Origin of the sequence: Mesotoga prima MesG1.Ag.4.2 (genome assembly GCF_000147715.2) — a bacterium.
In the GTDB taxonomy this organism is placed as follows: domain Bacteria; phylum Thermotogota; class Thermotogae; order Petrotogales; family Kosmotogaceae; genus Mesotoga; species Mesotoga prima.
This window is the reverse complement of the sequence record NC_017934.1, coordinates 1,575,447-1,596,488: the sequence shown is the minus strand read 5'-3', so window position 1 is coordinate 1,596,488 and position 21,042 is coordinate 1,575,447. Positions and strand designations below refer to the sequence as shown.

The 21,042-nt window shown below is 45.5% G+C and carries 22 protein-coding genes; 6 read left to right on the top strand and 16 right to left on the bottom strand.

Translation table 11 applies throughout. The annotated features are described in order from the left end of the window. Positions 1-5: 5 nt before the first annotated feature. From THEBA_RS07595 to THEBA_RS07555, 9 genes are all read right to left on the bottom strand, one after another. Complete coding sequence (locus THEBA_RS07595) at positions 6-245, bottom strand: hypothetical protein (RefSeq protein ID WP_148270010.1); 240 nt, start codon at positions 243-245, stop codon at positions 6-8. A 74-nt stretch (positions 246-319) separates the two neighbouring features. Beyond that, the gene (locus THEBA_RS07590; protein ID WP_014731110.1) at positions 320-778 is read right to left on the bottom strand and encodes a SprT-like domain-containing protein; all 459 of its coding nucleotides are present in this window, start codon (positions 776-778) and stop codon (positions 320-322) included. A 93-nt stretch (positions 779-871) separates the two neighbouring features. Further along, the gene (locus THEBA_RS07585) at positions 872-1,297 is read right to left on the bottom strand and encodes a biotin/lipoyl-containing protein (protein WP_006487061.1); all 426 of its coding nucleotides are present in this window, start codon (positions 1,295-1,297) and stop codon (positions 872-874) included. Further along, positions 1,294-1,644, bottom strand: a complete 351-nt coding sequence (locus tag THEBA_RS07580; protein WP_014731109.1) for an OadG family protein — start codon at positions 1,642-1,644, stop codon at positions 1,294-1,296. The genes THEBA_RS07585 and THEBA_RS07580 overlap by 4 nt, the downstream gene beginning before the upstream one ends. A gap of 10 nt (positions 1,645-1,654) precedes the next feature. Next, positions 1,655-3,193, bottom strand: coding sequence for an acyl-CoA carboxylase subunit beta (locus tag THEBA_RS07575; RefSeq protein WP_014731108.1), 1,539 nt, complete (start codon positions 3,191-3,193; stop codon positions 1,655-1,657). A gap of 12 nt (positions 3,194-3,205) precedes the next feature. Then, a complete protein-coding gene (gene mce / locus THEBA_RS07570; protein WP_014731107.1) occupies positions 3,206-3,613 on the bottom strand; it encodes a methylmalonyl-CoA epimerase in 408 nt (135 codons plus the stop codon). Between the two features lie 5 nt (positions 3,614-3,618). After that, on the bottom strand, positions 3,619-4,476 hold the full coding sequence (gene meaB, locus THEBA_RS07565) for a methylmalonyl Co-A mutase-associated GTPase MeaB (protein ID WP_014731106.1): 858 nt from the start codon (positions 4,474-4,476) through the stop codon (positions 3,619-3,621). Continuing rightward, positions 4,473-4,862, bottom strand: a complete 390-nt coding sequence (locus THEBA_RS07560) for a cobalamin B12-binding domain-containing protein (RefSeq protein WP_014731105.1) — start codon at positions 4,860-4,862, stop codon at positions 4,473-4,475. Before THEBA_RS07560 ends, meaB begins: the two co-directional genes overlap by 4 nt. 15 nt (positions 4,863-4,877) lie before the next feature. Continuing rightward, positions 4,878-6,542: an acyl-CoA mutase large subunit family protein gene (locus tag THEBA_RS07555; RefSeq protein WP_006487050.1), complete on the bottom strand. Its 1,665-nt coding sequence runs from the start codon at positions 6,540-6,542 to the stop codon at positions 4,878-4,880. Between the two features lie 164 nt (positions 6,543-6,706). On the opposite strand from THEBA_RS07555, the gene THEBA_RS07550 reads away from it, so the two are divergent. Next, positions 6,707-7,705 (top strand): M42 family metallopeptidase, encoded by a 999-nt coding sequence (locus THEBA_RS07550; RefSeq protein WP_006487044.1) that lies wholly within the window; start codon positions 6,707-6,709, stop codon positions 7,703-7,705. Then, positions 7,705-9,483: a radical SAM protein gene (locus THEBA_RS07545; protein ID WP_014731104.1), complete on the top strand. Its 1,779-nt coding sequence runs from the start codon at positions 7,705-7,707 to the stop codon at positions 9,481-9,483. Before THEBA_RS07550 ends, THEBA_RS07545 begins: the two co-directional genes overlap by 1 nt. Here the strand turns inward: THEBA_RS07545 and murC are convergent. Genes murC through THEBA_RS07510 form a run of 7 tightly spaced genes read right to left on the bottom strand, consistent with a single transcriptional unit; the run spans position 9,461 to position 18,048 of the window. Then, positions 9,461-10,804 (bottom strand): UDP-N-acetylmuramate--L-alanine ligase, encoded by a 1,344-nt coding sequence (gene murC / locus THEBA_RS07540; protein ID WP_014731103.1) that lies wholly within the window; start codon positions 10,802-10,804, stop codon positions 9,461-9,463. The genes THEBA_RS07545 and murC overlap by 23 nt on opposite strands. Beyond that, positions 10,801-11,871, bottom strand: a complete 1,071-nt coding sequence (locus THEBA_RS07535) for a UDP-N-acetylglucosamine--N-acetylmuramyl-(pentapeptide) pyrophosphoryl-undecaprenol N-acetylglucosamine transferase (RefSeq protein WP_006487038.1) — start codon at positions 11,869-11,871, stop codon at positions 10,801-10,803. Before THEBA_RS07535 ends, murC begins: the two co-directional genes overlap by 4 nt. Further along, entirely contained in the window at positions 11,858-12,973 is a 1,116-nt protein-coding gene (locus THEBA_RS07530; RefSeq protein ID WP_014731102.1) for an FtsW/RodA/SpoVE family cell cycle protein, read from the bottom strand. The genes THEBA_RS07535 and THEBA_RS07530 overlap by 14 nt, the downstream gene beginning before the upstream one ends. Before the next feature lie 2 nt (positions 12,974-12,975). After that, positions 12,976-14,310: a UDP-N-acetylmuramoyl-L-alanine--D-glutamate ligase gene (murD, locus tag THEBA_RS07525; RefSeq protein WP_041928127.1), complete on the bottom strand. Its 1,335-nt coding sequence runs from the start codon at positions 14,308-14,310 to the stop codon at positions 12,976-12,978. Beyond that, the gene (gene mraY / locus THEBA_RS07520; protein WP_014731100.1) at positions 14,311-15,237 is read right to left on the bottom strand and encodes a phospho-N-acetylmuramoyl-pentapeptide-transferase; all 927 of its coding nucleotides are present in this window, start codon (positions 15,235-15,237) and stop codon (positions 14,311-14,313) included. Beyond that, the gene (locus THEBA_RS07515; protein WP_014731099.1) at positions 15,230-16,555 is read right to left on the bottom strand and encodes a UDP-N-acetylmuramoyl-tripeptide--D-alanyl-D-alanine ligase; all 1,326 of its coding nucleotides are present in this window, start codon (positions 16,553-16,555) and stop codon (positions 15,230-15,232) included. Before THEBA_RS07515 ends, mraY begins: the two co-directional genes overlap by 8 nt. Then, positions 16,552-18,048, bottom strand: a complete 1,497-nt coding sequence (locus tag THEBA_RS07510; protein WP_014731098.1) for a UDP-N-acetylmuramoyl-L-alanyl-D-glutamate--2,6-diaminopimelate ligase — start codon at positions 18,046-18,048, stop codon at positions 16,552-16,554. The genes THEBA_RS07515 and THEBA_RS07510 overlap by 4 nt, the downstream gene beginning before the upstream one ends. 107 nt (positions 18,049-18,155) lie before the next feature. Between THEBA_RS07510 and THEBA_RS14680 the strand changes: the two genes are divergently transcribed. From THEBA_RS14680 to dnaJ, 4 genes are read left to right on the top strand one after another with little or no spacing between them, the layout of a single operon-like run. Then, complete coding sequence (locus THEBA_RS14680) at positions 18,156-18,569, top strand: hypothetical protein (RefSeq protein WP_236609121.1); 414 nt, start codon at positions 18,156-18,158, stop codon at positions 18,567-18,569. Beyond that, entirely contained in the window at positions 18,544-19,203 is a 660-nt protein-coding gene (locus tag THEBA_RS14675) for a hypothetical protein (protein ID WP_236609119.1), read from the top strand. Before THEBA_RS14680 ends, THEBA_RS14675 begins: the two co-directional genes overlap by 26 nt. A 12-nt stretch (positions 19,204-19,215) precedes the next feature. Then, entirely contained in the window at positions 19,216-19,890 is a 675-nt protein-coding gene (locus tag THEBA_RS07500; protein ID WP_014731097.1) for a nucleotide exchange factor GrpE, read from the top strand. 24 nt (positions 19,891-19,914) lie between these two features. Continuing rightward, positions 19,915-21,042 carry a molecular chaperone DnaJ gene (dnaJ, locus tag THEBA_RS07495; protein WP_014731096.1) on the top strand — a complete coding sequence of 376 codons (1,128 nt, stop codon included), beginning with the start codon at positions 19,915-19,917 and terminating at the stop codon, positions 21,040-21,042.

Genomic DNA, 21,042 nt, shown 5'->3' with positions numbered 1-21,042 from the left:
GACAATCAACCCCCAAGAGTATAGCTGTACCACTTCTTTGAATCTTCTTCGAATTCGAGATTGTAAGCTCCAAGTGTCGTCATTACGGAAAAATGGTAGACTTTCTGGGTTCCCACAGCCTCCACCCAAAAAGAAGTGACAGCATTTACGATTATTTTTATACCATCATAACTGAATTTTATCGGAACAAAATAATCTTCATGAAAATATACAAGCACCTTTGTAAGCCTCTTATAGGTCCCCATAAATATCACCATTTAGATATTAGGTATAAATAATTATAACAGATGAATTTTCAAAAAGGCAAGTATTGTTAGAATTATTTTTCTTGAAGTTCTATAGGAGCTTTACAACAAGAAGACAAACCGTTCTTCCTTCTACGGTTGAAGGAAATTGCGACTGTCCTCTTGCATACGGAGCATACCCATATGTGTACCGGAAGTCCTTCATATTCGGCCACAATATCGAATCCCAACTCCTGAGAGAGCTTGCGGAACTCTGGAGAATTATGAGAGAAGTCCCTGTCGTTCATCATCAAATAGAAGTGGGAGAGCTCGTGAAGCAAGGTTTTCTTAAGAAGCTCCTCATTGTCGGATATAGAAGAAGAGATTTCGATCCTCAGCGGCGTCAGCATCTCACGGCTCTTAGAGTAAACAAGCCTGCCAAGTACCCTCTTAAGTCTTGAGTTGAAGGAGAAGGGTATGTCGGGAAAGACCCCGAAGGCACTAAGGGAAAGCTCTCTAGCCTTTGTAGCAAGGTTTCTGTCTGCTGAATCCATCTTATCTCCCTTCTGAAGAAGAACGACTTGCACGAGATCAACTGCGAAAAGTAGTTGCTCATGCAAAAACATTAGGAGCGGTTCTGACCGCTCCTATGACAGTACTATCATTACTTCGCCTGCATCTATGTTATCTCCTTTTTTTACCCTGATCTCTTTCACAGTACCTGCATCTTCTGAAAGAACACTGTTCTCCATCTTCATGGCTTCCAGCATCACAACTTTCTGACCGGGCGAGACCGAATCTCCAACAGATACGAGCACGTCGAGTATAGTGCCTGACATCGGAGAAAGTATGTTGATCCCTCTTCCCGATCCACTGGTTTGCTGTTCGGGTTCAACCGGTTTTTCAGAGTCCCTAACCGTCTCCGTAGGTCTGGGCCTTTCAACTGCTTCTACCTTTTGAGCAGTCTCCTGTTTCTGAGCTGCGCTCACCGGATTAGAACCGGCCGCCGAAGAAAGCTCCTCAATCTCGACGTCGTATTCCTTACCGTTAACTCGCACTATGAATCTTCTCAATTTCTGTTCCTCCTCACTTTCCAGTAGACGGTCGGTTCTCTACGTTTCCATTGCGAAGCTCTGGCCGAAGGAACCGGAGAGACACTTCTAATTCTGAAATCGCTGTGACCAATTACGGCGTTGACTGCCGCGGCTATCGCCGCAATAACTTCTTCCTCATCGCCCGCTATACTCCTAAGTGGTGCCAATACAGAGTTGGAGGTGGTCTTTTCACTGACGGCTTTCACTCCGTGCCCCTCTCCCCCGGACAACAGTTTCCCGAGAACATTGAAAATTACGTACAGCATTGCGAGGACAAGAAAAACAATGGCCACTCCTATGAGGGTTATTTGAACATAATCTGGCATCAGATGCACCTCAAAGCGGAATATTCCCGTGCTTCTTCGATGGTCTGCCTTCGACCTTCGTGTCCAGTGTCTCCAGGGCCCTGATAATCTCCCTTCGACTTTCAGCCGGGTCTATTATCGATTCTATATAGCCTCTCCCGGCGGCGACAAAGGGATTGGCAAAAACATCTTTGTATTCTGCTATCTTTTCCTGTCTAGTTTTCTCGGGGTTGCCGGAAGCATCTATCTCTCTCTTGAATATGATATTAGCTGCTCCTTCAGGGCCCATCACGGCGATTTCTGCCCCGGGCCAAGCAAAAACGATATCCGCACCGAGATGTTGACTGCCCATTGCAATATATGCCCCTCCGTAGGCCTTTCGAAGAATTAGCGTAATCTTCTGGACGGAGGCCTCGCTGTAAGAATAAAGGAGCTTGGCTCCGTGACGGATTATTCCTCCGTGTTCCTGAGATATCCCGGGGAGGAAGCCGGGCGTGTCGACGAATGTGATAATAGGCAAATTGAAAGCATCGAGAAATCTTATGAATCTTGCGGCTTTATCGGAAGCATTTATATCTAGAGAACCCGCAAATACTGAGGGCTGATTTGCCACAATTCCTACGGATCTACCGCCAATTCTTGCAAAGCCTATGACCATATTCTTGGCGTAGTGTTCGTGTACTTCAAGAAATTTACCATCATCTACGACAAGAGAGATAACTTTCTTTATGTCGTATGACTGCTTCGGATTGTCCGGGACTATTTCTCGAAGTTCCAGAACGGGATCACTGACGGTCGATTCTGTCTTCAAAGGCTCTTCCGAGTTATTCTGCGGAAGGTATTCCAGCAACTCTCTTACCAAGAGCATTGCGTTCTTATCGTCTGGTACTAGGAAATGAGCATTCCCGCTCTTAGTATTATGTACGAGTGCTCCCCCGAGTTCTTCCATAGAGGTCTCTTCACCGGTAACGGCCTTTATAACCTGCGGCCCTGTGATGAACATCTGAGAGTGTTTGTCCGTCATTACAATGAAATCGGTGATTGCCGGCGAATAAACGGCTCCTCCAGCGCATGGACCGCAGATTACCGTTATTTGAGGAATGACTCCTGAGGAAAGAGTGTTTCTGTGGAAGATTCCACCGTAGCCAAACAGTGAATCAACGCCCTCCTGAATTCTCGCACCACCGGAATCGTTTATGCCGACGATTGGTATGCCAAGCTTCATGGCCATGTCCTGTACCTTCATTATCTTTTTCGCGTGCATCTCTCCAAGGGAGCCGCCCTGTACCGTGAAGTCTTGAGAGAAGACGGCAATTTTTCGCCCGTTGACGGTTCCTATGCCGGTTATCACGCCGTCGGCGGGAAATTCCTTGTTTTCAAGACCAAAACTGGTGGCCCTATGCTTCACAAATCTGTCGAATTCTTCAAAGCTTCCTTCATCGCAGAGAGCATCGATTCTCTCCCTGGCAGTAAGCTTTCCAGATTTGTGATGTTTTTCAATCTTGTCCTGACCACCGCCTAGGGTGATCTTTTCGCTTTTTTCAAAGAATTCTTCAAGTCTGCCGGTCACATCGTTCGCCCCCTAGTGGTGTCCTTCGACAAGTTCCATCAGAACTCCGCCTGTGCTCTTTGGGTGGAGAAATACCACTCTCGTTCCTCCTGCACCAATCTCGGCCTCCTTCGAAAGCGGTTTCAAATTCAGTGAAACAGCTTCTTCGATCGCACCTTCAACATTGTCTACATGAAAGGCTATGTGGTGAATTCCCTCTCCCCTGCTTTCGAGGAATTTTGATATCTGGCTGTCTTCAGATATCGGTTCGAGTAGCTCGATTCTCGTATCACCGGCCTTCACGAAGGCAACTCTCAAACCACGGTCGGGAAGTTCTTCGATCCCGGTTAGTTCGAGCTTCAACAGATCTCTGTAAACAGAAAGTCTTTCCTCGATTGATCTAACGGCTATGCCTATATGGTCTATCTTGTCGGATCTCACTTCGACTACCTCCCGATATTCTCAAGAAGATATTTTATCAACTCTTCAAGTTTAGCATTTTCGGCGTAGTGTTCCTTTATAATCTGGTACGCGCTGTTCAAGTTATTGTAAAGGTTGCGCTTTCTTCGCTTTTCGGATAGCCTTCCCGAATTTATATAATCTTCCAAAATTTCTTCGATCTTCTTGTGAAGCTCTTCAATTCCGTTGCCTTTGATGGAATTCGTTCGCACGACAGGTAATTGCTTTCCAGAGAGTTCAAGGATTGCTCTTGTTCTCGAAAACAGCTGATCGGAGCCGGGAAGATCACTCTTATTTACAACAAATATGTCACCGATCTCCATAATACCGGCCTTCATTGTCTGTACATCGTCTCCAAGACCCGGTGCCAATACGAGAACCACTATATCGGCGAGATTTGCGATATCCGTCTCAGACTGGCCGGCTCCTACTGTCTCAACATAAATCCAGTCGTAACCGCTTCTACCGAGAAACTCAACCGTATTGTATATCGAAGGACTCAGTCCACCAACATTTCCGCGACTCGCCATCGACCTAACAAAAATCCCGGGATCATCGGTAGCCCTTCTCATCCTTATCCTGTCCCCAAGAAAGGCTCCTCCTGTGAACGGGCTTGAAGGATCTATCGCAACAACGGCCGTCGACTTCTCAACTGCACTCATACATGCAAGGCGGTCGGTTAAGGATGATTTCCCTGCTCCCGGGCTCCCTGTAACGCCAATTACGAAGTAGTCTCTTTGAGGTAGTTTGTCGATTATCTTCCTGGCTTCGTCCGTGTTGTTTTCTATTATACTCAAAACTCTGGAAACCTTTAACTGATCTATCTTTAGTTCCATGGATCTCATTTCTTTACCGTTTTCTCGATCTTTTCTGCGATAGATTTCAGGGAAGTTCCCGGTCCAAAAACCTCGAAGATCCCTGCCTTCTTAAGCTCTTCGGCGTCTTCTGGAGGGATAATTCCACCAACAAAGACGGGCTTGTCTCCAATTCCCGAATCTTTCATCAACTTTAGAACTTTGCTGCATATCTTCATGTGAGCGCCTGAAAGTATGGAGAGTCCTACGACATCGACATCCTCCTGAAGAGCGGCTTTCACAATAGATTCGGGAGACTGCCTGAGACCCGTGTATATCACTTCCATTCCCGCATCCCTGAGCGCCATAGCAACAACCTTTGCTCCCCTATCGTGTCCATCTAACCCTGGCTTTGCCACTAGTACCTTGATCTTCATCGTCTCCACCCCTCTCTAGAGAATAACGGCTTCGGTGTATTCTCCGAAAACGTCCCTAAGAGCATTCGCGATCTCTCCCAGAGTAGCATAGGCTTTGACAGCCTTAAGTATGAACGGCATGAGGTTATCACTACCCCTTGCCGCCTCTCTGAGATCGTCAAGCAGACTCTCGACTTTGCCATTGTCTCTTCTCGTTCTGAGCATTTCGATCTTCTTTTTCTGCCTGTTTTCGATTGCAGGATCCAGCCTGAGAATATCTTTGACTTCCTTGTCTTCACTTACAAACTCATTTACACCTACGATTATCTGTTCTTTGTTTTCGATAGAAACCTGATACTTGTAGGCGCTGTCAAGGATCTCCTTTTGCACAAATCCATTGCGGACGGCCTCAACCATGCCCCCAAGGTCATCGATCTTCTGAATGTAGTCCATCGCCAGTTCTTCCATTCTATCTGTGAGCTCCTCTATGAAGTAAGCTCCGCCAAGTGGATCGACAGTATCTGCAACGCCGGTTTCGGAAGCAATTATCTGTTGCGTTCTGAGGGCTATCGTGACGGAGTCTTCTGTTGGCAAACCGAGAGCCTCGTCGAACGAATTTGTGTGAAGTGATTGAGTGCCTCCAAGAACGGCCGCTAATGCCTGAAATGCCACTCTTACAATATTGTTCATGGGTTGCTGGGCGGTCAGAGTGGATCCTCCAGTCTGAGTGTGGAATCTCAGCATCATTGCCTTTTCATCAGTTACACCGAATCTTTCTTTCATAATTCTGGCCCAAAGTCTTCTCGCTGCTCTGAATTTCGCTATCTCCTCAAGGAACCCATTATGTGAGTTGAAGAAGAAGGACAATCTTTTTCCAAAAACATTTGGATCGAGTCCAGCATCTATGGCCGCTTGTACGTAGGCAATACCGTCAGCCAAAGTGAAGGCGATCTCCTGGACTGAATTGGCTCCGGCCTCTCTTATGTGATATCCGCTAATGCTTATAGTATTGAAATCGGGGAGGTTCTTTGAGCAGTATTCGAAGATGTCTGTGATCAACCTCATAGATGAATCTGGTGGAAAAATGTAGGTTCCCCTGGCTATGTACTCTTTGAGAATATCGTTTTGAATCGTTCCTGTCAGCTTTGAAGGATCCACACCTTGTTTTTCGCCAACGGCGATGTACATCGCAAGAAGAATCGCAGCTGTGGAGTTGATAGTCATAGAAGTACTGACTCTTTCGAGGGGAATGCCTTCAAAAAGTGTCTCCATGTCCTCAAGCGAGTCAATCGCGACTCCAACCCTTCCTACTTCGCCTTCCGACATGGGGTCATCTGAGTCGTATCCAATCTGAGTCGGAAGATCAAATGCCACCGAAAGGCCAGTTTGTCCCTGAGAGAGAAGATACCTGTATCTCTGGTTAGACTCTTCGGCTGTTCCAAAGCCTGCATACTGTCTCATTGTCCATAGTCTTCCGCGATACATAGTTGGTTGAACTCCCCGTGTGAAGGGATACTGGCCGGGGAATCCGATTTTCTCTTCGTAATCTTCGGTCTCTTTAGGTGTATAGAGAATCTCAACCGGTCCATCAAATGATGTCTTGAACTCCTTCTTTCTTTCGGGGAACCTTTTCAGGAGAGGTATGACTCTTTCTCTCTTCCAGTCGTCTTTGAGTTTTTCCAGTCTCTCTCGATTGCTCACAAAATCTCCTCCATTCATTGGTTCTGAATAATGGTTCTAAGATAGACCAATTATTTTCCTCAGTCAAATGCTATCATCTTTGATTATAACCGTCCTGAACGTCTTTGTGAGTTTAACTTCCTAACTTCTTGGCCTTAGGCTATAATTGTTAGGGAGGTGTTTTCATGAATTTGGATAGGCTTACGGAAGTTGTATTTGTTCCGGGCATGACCGGAAGAGAAGAGATGATTAGAGCAAAGATTATCGAGATGCTTCCCGAGGGCGTAGAACCCTTTGTGGACGATCTGGGAAATGTTGTTTTAGAAGTAGGCAACGGAGATTCAACAATCGCTTTTGCAGCTCACATGGATGAAATCGGATTGTTAGTAACTGGTGTGAATTCCGACGGTTCATTGAGCTTCAAGAAGGTTGGAGGAATCGCCGATGAGCTTCTAGTAGGAAGACACCTGGATGTAATAACCTCCTCCGGCGAGTCCATAGATGGAGTGATAGGTATGACACCTCCTCACCTCCGAGAAAAAACCGATCTTTCCTGGCAGAACCAGGTAATAGATGTTGGCACCTCATCAAAGGAAGAAACTGCATCACTGGGAATAGAGGTTCTTGATTACGCGGTATTCAGAAAACAGATTTCGATACTTAACGATAAATATGTGGCAGTCAGATCCCTCGATGACAGATCTGGCTGTCTTGCCCTTCTGGATCTTCTCGATATGCTTATGGAGACCGATCTCGACAGGCGTATCGTTTTTGCCTGGACTGTACAGGAAGAGATCGGATTGATTGGAGCAAGGGCACTATCCGAAAGGCTGAAACCGAACCTCTTTTTCCCAGTTGATTCTTTTGCATGCTGTTCAAGGCTTACAGGTGACGTTAAACCCGGTAATGGACCCGTGCTAAGAATGTCGGACACTTCATCCCTGGGTGATTACGGTCTCGGAAAACGATTGATGGAGTTTTCAAGAGAAAGGGATATTCCTCTTCAGATGGGAGTAACCGGCGGAGGAACTGATGGAATTCCCTTCCAGCAGAAGGGGAAAAAGATGGTTCCACTCGCCATGGCTGTTAAGTATCTTCATTCCGAAACGGAATATATTTCGATGGAAGACTACGACAATCTCGTTAGATTGATGTTTCTTATTTCCACTGAATTCACGGTTTGATGATTAACTCTGACGACATTAGGAAATGGCTAGTCTCTTCGGGCGTGCTGAACAAAGTCGGAAAACCTAGCCGGTACATCGGCAAGGAACTGAATCGCGTCATTAAAGATCCAGACGACAAGCTGCGTATCCTTCTCTCCTTCCCAGACACATACGAAGTCGGTATGTCACATTTAGGTCTGAAAATCCTCTATAAAGAGCTCAATAAAACCGATGAGTTCTATGCAGAGAGAGCTTACCTTCCGTGGAAGGACATGATCGAGGAAATGATCGGCGCTCGGATCCCCCTTTATTCAATGGAAACATACACTGCCGCTGCCCAATTCGACATCGTTGGAATAACTCTTCAGTACGAGCTCTGCTACAGTAATGTGCTCGCGCTACTTGAACTTGCAGGCATTCCCATTCTACAGAGAGAGAGAACTACGGAGCCGATAGTGTTGGGTGGCGGTCCATGTTCGACCAACCCAGAGCCAATGGCCGACTATTTCGACGCCTTTGTCATTGGAGACGGAGAAGCCGTAACACCTCAGATTTGCATTGAAGTAAGAGAAAACATAGAACTACTTAGATCTGGCAGAAGAAGGGAGCTTCTGGAACTGTTATCAAAGATTCAGGGAGTTTATGTTCCTTCACTAGGAAGAAGAAAGGTTGTCAAAGCAGTCATTGCCGACCTCTCGGACTACGAGATAGACCCCTCTCCACTGGTTCCTTACATGAAAACCGTTCACGACAGAGCTGTCATGGAAGTGCTGCGGGGTTGTAATCGCGGCTGCAGATTCTGCCAGGCGGGGATGATTTACAGGCCTGTTAGAGAACGTGGAGTCGATGAGCTAAGGGAATCCGTGCAGAAGGTACTCAAGGCAACTGGATACGATGAGCTCTCCTTTCTCTCACTCTCGACAATGGATCACTCCTCAATAGATGTCTTGAGCGAAGAGATCCTGCCTTTGCTTGAGCCGCAGAGAGTTGCGCTTTCTCTTCCCAGTACTAGAATAGATTCTTTTGGTGTCAAGATAGCCTCACAAATCGCGTCAATAAGAAAGACCGGCCTAACATTTGCTCCGGAAGCAGGTTCTCAGCGCCTCAGAAATGTAATAAACAAAAATGTTTCCGAGGACGATCTGATGGCTACCGTTAAGGCTGCCAAAAATAGTGGCTGGCAAAGAGTGAAGCTATATTTTATGGTTGGTCTGCCTACTGAGAGGGATGAAGATCTTGAAGAGATAGTCAGATTGGCAAGAAGAGTTAAGGCTGTCGGTTTTAAAGAAGTATCTGTTTCTGCTGCAATCTTCATACCAAAACCCCATACACCGTTCCAGTTCTCACCCCAGATTAGCGAGGTAGAGGCTTCAAGAAGGCTTGGAATCTTGAGAAAGCTGTCGGGAAGGGGAATACAGCTCAGCTGCCACGATCCATCCAGCAGTACAGTTGAAGGTGTGCTAAGTAGGGGCGACAGAAAAGTAGGCAGGGCAATACTAAGGGCTTACAAGTCTGGAGCGATCTTTGACGAGTGGAACGAGGAATTCGATGCTTCAATATGGCAAGAAGCCTTCAAGACAGAGGGAGTAGACGTACAAAACTATATGAAAGGCTACTCTACTCAGGATGAACTTACCTGGGACCACATTTCACTTGGTATTTCAAAACGTTTTTTTATCGAGGAATATGAAAAAGCCCTAAGAGAAGAGACGACCGGCGATTGCAGATGGGTGGGTTGCACAGGCTGCGCCGTCTGTCAGACTCTAAATGTCACTAATGTGCTTCGCAAAGCTTGAGAACGCTCATCTTTGAGGCTTCAGTAATATCTCCCGCACCAAGAAAAAGGATTACCGCGTCTCTCTTCTTTTCCAACCACTCAAGTATTTCCGAGTAGTTAACTGCGTGGACAGCAGGAACTCCATAGCTGCTAAGACCCTTCAAGACCTCGGTCTCGTCAATCGCATACTGTCCTTTTTCATAGGCTTCGTAGAGCTTAAAGACACAAACTTCCGTAGCGTCCTTTAGGGAGTTAGCGAAACGGCCGTTCTCTCTTACCAGTCTTGAGTACCTATGGGGTTGGAAAACCACGATGACATTTTTACCGGGAAAGAACTCTCGAGCTCCTCGAATGGTATTGCTTATCTCATCGGGGGTATGAGCATAATCATCGAAGAAGAAAAGGTTTCTGAAATCGTCGAGCCCTCTGAACGTGAACCTTCTGTCCACAGATCTATACGATTCAAGAGAGTTTTTGATGGATTCAATTGGGACCCCCATTTCATGGGTTAAAGCAATGGCTGCTGTGGCATTGTATACGTTGAACTCTCCAGGGATCATTAACTTGAAAAGACCAAGGTCTTCATTACCTCTAAAACATCTGAAAGTCTGATTCATTATTCCGGTTGATCTATCCGTGAAGCGGTAGTAGCCCCTGTCTTTACCAAACGTTAGAGTATCCGTGAAAATCCTCTCTGAAGCAGGGTCATCGGCGTTTGTCACCAGTAGTTTTCCCACACTTCTGGAGAAGTATCTGAAGTGGTTCTTGAGATTGTCAAATGAGTTGTCGTAGTGCTCGAGGTGATCGCCTCTTACATTCGTTATCACGGCATAGTCGGGCTTGAAAGAAGCAAAGAAGCCGTCGCTCTCGTCCAGTTCGCTGACGATTAAGTCTTTGCCCTTTCTGTAGTTTCCGTCCTTCAAAATGGGATTAATGCCGCCGAGAAAGACTGTGGGATCTCTTCCAGAATCTATCAGTATCTTTGAAACCATTGCAGTGGTGGTCGTCTTTCCATCAGTTCCGGTTATACAAACAGAAGTATCTCTCAAAAGAAGACTCTTCAGAAGCTCCATCCTGTAAATTGTGGGAACGCTCTCAAAGATAGCTCTTTCCAATTCGGGATTGCCCTGTTTTATGGCTGTCGTTCTTACAACGACATCCGGTTTCTCGAAGTTCTCATAGGAATGACCTATAAAAACACCAATACCCTTCCCCCGAAGGTAAGCTACTCTTTCATTTTCTTCATAGTTCGATCCATAAACCTGGTCACCCTCAGATGCTAAGTGCATTGCCAGACCGCTCATACCAATTCCGCCAATGCCAATAAAGTGATATTTCAAATCGATTCCTCCCGGAGTATATTATCCAATACAATCTCAACTGGTCTTCTTGGAGGTTTGTAGCTGATCTGTCTATGCAACATTTCCTTTATTGCAATTCTCAAAGCTGTGGAAGTCAAATTCTCTTCCAGTATAACATAACCAAGTCCAACTCTTTCCAGTGAGCGAGCATTGTAAAACTGGTGGTTTTCTGCCGCGCCGCTCCACGGTATTATTATACCCTTTCTTCCAAAATACTGTAGCTCGGCGATTGTAGTAGCTCCTCCTCTTGACACAACTAGATCCGCGCACGCTATGGCGTCTGTAAGGTCTTCTATATAAGAAAAGGCTCGCACAAAAGGAAACCGTCTGAGCGAAATTGCCGAGCTTTCATCGCCGGTTGAGTGAAGAAAACTGAGTTCGCAATCATTGCTCTGAATCTCTTCGTAAAGCCCTTCACACGCTCTATTTATCAATTCGGATCCAAGACTTCCACCGAGCACTACAATGAGGGGCTTATTATCCGGAAGATCGAATCTCTTCATTACTTCATTTCTTGTGATCTTCGATTCTCTCACAGGGTTTCCAGAAAAAACAATCCTTTCTTTTGGAAGTTCAAGATCTCTTCCACTCTCCTCAAATGAAATGAAGAACCGCTTTGCGTATTTGGCCAATCTTTTGTTTGCTATCCCAACTATCGAGTTTTGTTCATGAATGTAAACGGGTATTTCAAGACTCTTTGCCGCTCTGACAACTGGATAGGAAACGTATCCGCCCGTTGAAAAAAGGAAATCGGGGCTGAATTCGGCAAGCTGTCTCTTTACAGACCTTTCAGTTCTGAGATGTGAAAAGAAAATACTGGCATTGGCAGGACTGTACAGGGGCCTTTTCAGTCCAGTGAGCTTCAGTGACATCTTCCTTACCCCGGGGAAATCTCTATCAACACTTCTATCATCTATCTTTCCCCAAACCGTGAAATACAACAGCTCTATTTCTCTTACACGACTCAGGGCATGCAGAATTGCAACTGCAGGATAATAGTGTCCTCCGGTTCCCCCGCCACAAAAGGCAATTTTAAGTTTTTTCATCCTGGAGTCCCTTTTCTTTTTCTTCTTCAGATTCTAAGAGTATTGAGAAGACCAGTCCGTAACCAATCATCAATGACATTATCGAAGAGCCCCCCGAACTTACGAAGGGCAGTGTGACACCAGTAGGTGGAAAGAGACCCAAATTTACGCCAATATTAATCGTAGCCTGGATCATTATGTAAAGAGCGAATCCAATTATGTAGAGCTTGCCTTCGAGTGTTCTCGAGCCTCTGAGCCCGACAACGATAAGCTCTCTTATAAAGCCAACATAGGCAAACATTAGCACAAGCAATCCAACGAGACCGAGTTCCTCTCCAATAACTGCAAAAATGAAGTCGGAGTAGCTTACGGGCAGGTAATATTTGACAAGTCCCATACCAAGACCTTTACCGGTGAGACCGCCCGAAGAAATCGCCATAAGGGAGTATGAGACTTGCTCATGTTCCTCGCCAGTTAAAGAAGTCAAGAAGGAGGTTATCCTCTGAATCTGATAGTCCTCTATGAATCCGCCACTGTACAGAACTAGCACCAAAATAACAACGAAGATAAGTGCTAGCGACAAATAACGCATTTTGATACCGCCGATTATCATCATGACAAAGGCAATTGCAACGATAATCCCAGTGGTAGAGAGATCCGGCTCAATAAATACGAGTATGGCAAGTGGCGCAGTTATTCCTAGAGGGATCAGAAAAGTAGTCAGGAAATTTCTCTTCTTTAAACCTCCGAAATGTTTAGCTAGAACTAGAAGCAAAGAGATCTTTGCAAACTCCGAGACTTGGAGCGAGAAGCTGCCAATATCTATCCATCTGTTTGACCCACCCCTGTCTGGAAAAAAGAGCACGGCAACCAGCATAATAAGCGTAAGCGGATAATAGATGGTAAAGGCGTTTTTGAAATGCCAGGAACCTTTCATATATATCATTATGAGAGCTCCCGCAAGACCTATTGCATAAGCTATCAGCTGCTTCTCTAAAAACTCGGAAGCAGTCACATCCGGGTGTCTCGCCTCCATGCTTATCCCGGCACTATAAATGAACACCAGCCCAAAAATCACGAAGACACTGGTGTACAGCGCCAGCACCAAATAGGTCCTCTTCATACTCACTCCAGTGCCGTTACTATTTCTCTAAAGTGGTTTCCTCTCTCGCTATAATTGATATAAAGGTCATAGCTGGATCCCGCCGGACTGAGAACAACATTGTCGCCCTTTGCGGCAAGTCCCCTGCATATTTTTACCGCGTCGGCCATGTTTGCCGCGCCAGAGACCGGTATTCCCCTCATCTGAAGTTTAGCAGATAATATCTTCATTGAACTCCCAAGCATGACCACGTGTTTAAGTTGACCGAGTTGTTCGATCAGTTCCGAGTAAGTCTCGTCCTTTTCCCTTCCACCAAGAATAAGAATTGTCTTTGAAGGCTCGAAGCTCCTTAAGGCTGCACTGACAGCATGTGCATTAGTTGCTTTTGAATCGTCGTAGTATTTTACTCCTTCTAGCTCTCGCACAAGCTGCAATCTGTGAGAGAGAAAGGTATAGCTTTTCAGTTCCTGAAATACATCCTCGGCGGACAGACCTATAAGCTGCGAAATCAATAACACTACCAGAACATTTTCGTAATTGTGCAGACCGGTAAACGGAAGATCTGACGTCCTGAACTCAATGCCTCTCACTCTCAAATGTTCTCTGTCAAAACTGTCAAATCCTTCCCCAAGTGCTACAAACGGACGGAGCTTAGAGCCTTTCAAAAGCTCTTTTTGACAGTCGGCTACCGCCTTTGGAACAACAGTAATACCTTCGGTCATCTTTGCCAACCGCAGTTTAGATTTGAAATAGTCGTCAATGCTTCTGTGATAATCTAGATGGTCTTCTCCAAGGTTTATTACGGCCGACAAGTGGAAGCGGACTCGTTCCTCCGCAAACCACTTCAGCTGGAAGGAACTGACTTCGAGCACGTAGTAATCATAAACCTCTTCTGCCACACCTGCGAGAGGGTAACCGAGGTTTCCGCCCTGAAAGACCTTTCGATTCTTTCCGGAAATAATGTGTCTGAGCATTGTAACGGTTGTTGACTTACCATTTGTTCCCGTGACGCCGATCACCGTCCCTCTGGGCTTGGACCAAAGCTCATCTAGGGATACTTCAAGCTCGGTCGTGTAGTATTTCCCCGAATGGATAATTCTCTCTCCAACTTCGGAAAACGGCGAGACTCCAGGGGATACGATGAAGGCATCGCAGTCAAAGAGACGATCTGTATGGCCCCCTTCCTCGTATTCTATATCGAACTTCTTGAGGAGCGTCCTACCTTCCTCTTTAATTTTACCGGTGTCAGAAACAAAAAGCGATTTGGAATCTCTATCTTTTACCAATCTTTCAAGGAGTTTCTCGTTCGAAACTCCGAATCCAACAAGACCGATTTTTCCTTCAAGCAACTTTTTCACCTACCAGGACAGCAGACCGAAGACTGCTCCGATGAAAGCGATCAATGAAAACCTGAATGCAATTTTACTTTCTTTCCAGTTAGATAGTTCAAAGTGATGGTGTATTGGGGACATCTTGAACACTCTCCGACCAAAAACCTTGAATGAGAATACCTGAATGATTACACTGAACATTTCCACGAGGAACATCAAACCAAAAAATATGAGAAAACCCTCTCTCCCGTCTAAAGCAAAAATCACGGCCATGATTCCTCCAAGCGAGAGCGATCCCGTATCACCCATAAATATAGAAGCGGGAAACCAGTTATACCATAGAAAACCAGCCAAAGCCCCGCTGATCGGAGCGATCAAACCATTTTGCCAAACGGGAAGAGCGAGCATAGGAGCCAAGGAAAATATGTACACTGAGGCCGCCAATCCGTCAACGCCATCGGTAAGATTTACAGCGTTGCTCATTCCGGCAATGATCAAAGCAGAAATCGGATAGTAAGCGAAGCCGAGACCGATTTTCCCGAGAAAGGGTATCTCTATATGTGTATGAGGATTGACAAGCTGAATTAAAAATACGATGAAGGCAGCCGAGACAAGCTGAAGGGCGAGTTTTCTCTTTCCGCTCAGTCCAGATGCATTTCTCTTCACGATTTTCGAGATGTCATCGACAAGTCCTATGAGGCCGAAAAGAATCCCAGCGATGACAACTATCAAGATCTCTGCTCTAAAGGCAAAGATTGATGCAACTGCCAGGGCGATAGGAATAAAAACAATTCCTGCTGCAGTTGGGGTACCTGTTTTATAGTTATGGAGGTCAGGTCCTTCTTCGCGAATGTATTGCCCTATCCTTCTCCTTTTCTGGTATCTTTTTAAGGGCTCGATAGCTAGAACAGACAAAAGGAATGCCAGGAGGAAAGTGAATACTTCTCTATGCACTTTCGATCAGCTCCATAAACGACTTGTATACCCCTTCAAGGGCTATCGCACGCGAGGCTTTGAAGAAGACGAGATCACCACTCCTTACGTTACGGTGGAGCCATGCAGCGATTTCCTCTTCGCTGTCACTCACAAGCGCGGGCTTTACGTTCTTTGAAGCTGCGTTTATCGCCATATCTCTCGTAAAGAGAACTGTCTCATCAAACTTTGACAACAACTCACCAAGCCTTTCGTGAGTTCTCTTTTCTTCTCTCCCCTGTTCGAGAATAGAGCCGGCTACAGCGATCTTTCGAGAGCTTCTAAGCTTTTCTATGGATAGGATCGCCGATTCCCATGATTCAAGGCTGCTGTTGTAGAAGTCACTTATCACAGTGATTCCCTTCAGAATACTGACGGTAAACCGGTCACTGAAGGGCAACTTGTAATCGTTCAAAAATACTGAAGGTTCTTCAACACCGACGAGACGAGCCACAAGATAGGCAGCGCCAAGATCCAGCAGTTGACCGTAGCTCCATATGCCTCTGAGTCTGACAAACCGGTCCCCATCGCAAAAGAAATGAAGCATAGTATCGCCTTTATCGTAAGCGAAATCTACTATTGAGAAATCAACATCTTCTTTTCCAAATAGGAGGACCTCCACCGGTAGCCCTTTCGAGAACTCTCTCAGTCTCTCATCACACCCTCCAAGTACCGCCCTGGACAGCCTTTTCGACTTGAATATGGATAGCTTCTCTTGCAATAACTCGTCGATGTCTTTGAAATTTCCAACGTGAGCGCTTCCAACATTGAGAAGAACAGCGATGTCGGGCTGGACAATTCCGACAAGTTTTTCAATATCCCCCTTCGTACTCGTCCCAAATTCAAAGACACCGTACTGAGCTGAAAAAAGCTCTCTCCTATTTTCCAGCAAAGATAACGGCAATCCAATTTCTGTATTGAGGTTACCTGCAGTCTTAAAAACTCTGCCAAGTTTCGAGAGGAAAAAGGAGCTTATCTCTTTTGTCGTAGTCTTTCCATTAGAACCTGTAATACCTATCCTGTTACTAAGTTTCGATTTCGAGAGTATACTCTTTGCTGCTTCTATAAGGATTTCATTTGTGTCGTCTACTCTCAAGACTCTTTGGTCGTCGAAAGCCTTGTCCGAAAATACCAAAGAGGCCCCTTTGGAAAGCGCCTCTCCGACAAAGTCGTTTCCATCGACCTTTTCCCCTTTCAGCCCAATAAAGACATCACCGGCAGAAACTTTTCTGGAATCGATGACAATATTTCTGTCTTCCGTTTGAAGCAAGAATTCTTCAACTGATGATTTGGATATCACTTTTTTATATGCCTCCGGAACTTGCTCTCCAGAATATCCTTTACTACCTGTTTATCATTAAAGGGAATTCTCTTTTCGCCAAGGATTTGGAAATCCTCATGGCCTCGCCCAGCTATCAAGACCATGTCCTGACGATTGGCAAGCGTAAGGGCAACTGATATTGCCTCTCTTCTGTCAGGAATAACGAGATAAGGTTTGAATTTATCGACGCCGCTCTCGAGATCCTGAAGGATCTCTGCGGGATCGTCCAGCTTTGGATCATCGGAAGTGAGAATAACTACATCGCTGTATTTTGAAGAGACTTCAGACATCAAAGGACGTTTTCCCTTATCGGCAGATCCTCCTGCGCCAAAAACCAGAATCAACCTGCCTGGAGTGAGTCTTCTTGCCGTCTTCAAAAGTTTTTCCAACGCATCTGGAGTATGGGCGAAGTCTACAACTACGTCAAAGCCGTACTTCGTAGCCTCTTCAACAAACTCGAATCTACCCGGAACACCTCCGAAGGATGAGATAGCTTTGGCTATGTGGTCCAGGTCGTAATTCAGTGAATTGAGTGCGGCAACAGCTGCTGCTATATTGTAAGCGTTGTGTTCTCCGATCAATCTAGAGTAGATCCTATGTGAAGACCCGTACGGCGTTTGTATAGTGAAATCCATGCCCGTTCTTGAGATATCGAGATTCTCGATTCTGTAATCCGATTCATCGCCAAAACCATAGGTCGTGATTCTGTTTCTAGAAATGTGGATATCCGCGATATTTATCTTGTCACCATTTACAACAGCTATTCCGTTGGTCTTCAATAAAGAGAAGAGTTTCATCTTCGATCTGTAATAGTCATCGAAGGTAGGGTGAAAGTCCAGATGGTCTCTGGTGACGTTGCTGATTATTCCTACATCGAACCTCATTCCCTCAACCCTGTTCATCGAGAGAGAATGTGACGAGACTTCCATAATGAAGTACTCGCTTTTCAGTTTCGTAGAAAGTTGAAGAAGCTTTGCAAGCTCGACCGGTCCGGGCGTGGTGTTCTTAGGATTGGTATATATGTTTTCTCCCACAACATTTCTCACGGTACCGATAAGAGATGCCTTCCTCTCAAATGATGATAAAACATGATAGATAAGAGTTGTGATCGTAGTCTTCCCGTTTGTGCCTGTTACACCGATAGTGGTAAGCTTCCTGTAGGGATGACAGTATTCCTCCATGGTAAGCAATGCCTCTACTAGACGAGAACTTTTGACGTAAACGATAGGAACTACCACTTCCTCGTCTTCAATGGGCATTTCCGCGACCAAAGCGACTGCTCCCTTTCTTTGAAGTTCCCTCGCAATTAGGTGTGAATCGAAATTTGTACCCTTAATGCATATAAAGAGGTTTCTCTCCTTTAGACCCCTGGAATCACTCTCAATATGATCGAATTCAGGATCGACATTTCCGGGATTCACCACCTGAAGAACACTGTTGCCGAGGAGTTCTATGACCTGAGATAACCTCATTGATCACACCCCTTTCGCTCTTAAAGATTGTATCATCGGTCTCTGAAGTTGACAACAGAGGCGGCATATGGTAACATTTATTAGCAGTCTATAGGAGGGAGTGCTAAGTGTCTAGAAGACGTACGGGTGGTCCAGAACTTAACCCGAGGCAGATAAGAGTGCTTTACTGCATCTCAAGAGAATACATCTCTTCTGGAAAACCTGTTAGTTCTAAGCAGGTTTTGGAGCACTCTAATCTCAAGTTTAGTTCTGCTACGGTAAGAAATGACATGCGAAAACTGGAGTTTCTTGGATATATCTACCAGCCACATACTTCGTCAGGTAGAGTTTTGACAGATAAGGGGTTCAGATTTTATCTTGATTCAGTCAAGACTATTACTGAAGACCTTCAGGAGAGTAATGTGGCTATTGCAATAAGGCGCACCAGCTTTGTCGGAGATATCGAGCATCTGTTGCAGGGAATGACGAGGATTCTTGCACGAGCTGTATCGGGCTTTGTCGTCATCGAAAAGCCTAAGTAAGTTAGATAAACTTGTAGTTAACAGCGTTTCGATTTCAAGGATTACCAAGGGCTATCTTAACGTTTCGATAGTCACGGACCTTGGTGTAAGCGTCAATACAACAGTTTTTGTTGGCCCGGCCGAATTCGATATCGATAATTTCCAAAGGTATGTGAATCTGGCCGTTGTGGGAAAGACCATTGGTGAAATCAGAAATGGAATCAAGAACGTCGAACTTAGATATGACGAATGGCACGATAAGAGACTTCAGGATATTATTAGCTTTTTGCAGAGCATTTTCGATAAGGAAAATGAAGAGAAGTACTACAGATACGGCCTTGAGTTCATCATTGCAAATGAACACCTTGATTCGTCCGATGTATCGGGTTTGGTAAGATCCGTGGAGAATCCGAAAAATCTTGAGATGCTACTGAGCTCCTTCGGTGACGTTGACGAAAACATGGTCTTCATAGGTGAAGAAGTGGGCAGAGAGGAACTCAAGAATTTCGCTCTATTTGTCTCTCCCTATACGAGAAAAGACGAAAAGATTGGAAATATCTTCGTCATTTCACCAAAGTTGACCTACTATGAAAAAATAAACGCGTACTTGAGCTTCTCGATCAATAGATTATCAGAAGTTTTTTCGAATAGATAGGAGGAATGCAAAATGATAGATGAAAAGAACAAGAAGAATCCGGAAAGTATCGATAATGAGGAAGGGGTCAAAGAAGAACGAAATGCTGCTAGACTTGATGAATCTGATAAACTTGAAAATACCGCTGGAGCAGCGACTGGCGAAAAAGTCCGTGAGGGAAGTGAAGTGAGAGAAAAAGCTATGAATGATAGTGAAGTCCATGACAAATCCGAGACATCTGAAATAGACGAATTAAAAGCTCTGAGAGATGAGATCAAAAACCTGAAGGACGAAAACGCACGGCTCAGAGCGGAATTTATAAATTACAGAAATGCTCTGGTTCGTGAATCGGAGGAAAGCATAAGGAGATACAGAGAGAAGATTATTATTCGACTGATAGAGATCTATGACGATTTGAGCCGCGCGCTGGAAAACCCCGACAATTCGAAGAAGAGTCTTATTTCTGGCATAAAGCTAATCCACAAGTCGGTTGAACGGCTTATGTTTGATGAGGGGCTTTCAATGATTATGCCTGAGGTAGGCAAGCCCTTTGATCCCTTTTCTCACGAAGTAGAGGGAACGATTTCTTCAAATGATGTTCCGGACATGGCCGTATATGATGTCATAGAACGAGGATACAATTTGAATGGCAAGGTTCTCAAGCCTGCTAGAGTGGTTGTTGCAGTAAACGACTCTTCCGAGTCTTAATGAGAGCCTTCGGTGGTGATGTAGATGGCTCAATCTAGAAAAGACTATTATGAGATTCTTGGAGTCTCCAGAAATGCCTCTGACGATGACATAAGGAAGGCATACAGGAGACTTGTCAAGGAGTGGCATCCCGATGCTTACAAAGGTAGCAACAAGAAGGATGCCGAAGCAAAATTCAAGGAAATACAGGAGGCTTACGAAGTCCTCTCCGACAAGGAAAAGAGGGCCATGTTCGATCGCTTTGGTTATGTCGGTGACGCCGCTGCAAATCCTCGAGGTTCGGGAAGAACGCCGGGAAGTACCGGAGGAAGCTTCGACGATGTCTTTGGTGATTTCCAGGATGTGTTCGATGTGTTTTTCGGAGGAAGCAGGTCTGGAGGCAGCTCCAAAACACAAGGGCCAAGAGCTGTAAGGGGAGAGGACATTCATGCTTCTGTTGTGATCGATTTGAAAGATGTGATTCTTGGAAAGAAGGTAATACTGGAATACGACAGAAACAAGGTCTGCCAGAGCTGCAAAGGAACCGGTGCTGAAGGCGGCACAAGTTTCAAAACCTGTCCAACCTGTAACGGAACCGGTTACGTCAAAGAGGAACATAGATCTTTCTTTGGGATGTTCAGCAATACCCATGTCTGCAACACATGCAGTGGTTCTGGAAGAATAATCGACAAGCGCTGTAGTGTGTGCGGCGGAAGAGGTTATGAAAAAGAAAGGCACCAGGTAAGCGTGACGATTCCCGCAGGCGTAGAGAACGGCGCTACTCTGAGAATCGGCGGTCACGGGAACGCTGGACAGAACGGCGGCCCATATGGCGATCTATATGTAAGTGTAAGGGTTGAAATGCCTTCGGAGTTCAGGCGAAGCGGAAACGACCTCTATGTGAGCAAGGAGATAGATTACGTTGAGGCTGCACTTGGAACTACTTTGGAGATTTCACTTCCCGAAGGGGGAACGGAGATACTTAGAATCCCGGCGGGGACGAATCCTAATACCGTCTTCAGAATGAAAAATCTCGGTGTTCCCAGCGTGTCTGGCGGAAAACGAGGTGACCTTCTTGTGACGGTCAGAGTAAATATAAGCAAGCCTTCAAGCAAGGAGAAGAGACTTCTTGAGCAGATTGCAAAGTTAAAGAATTCGAGGGTCGTAGAGTGA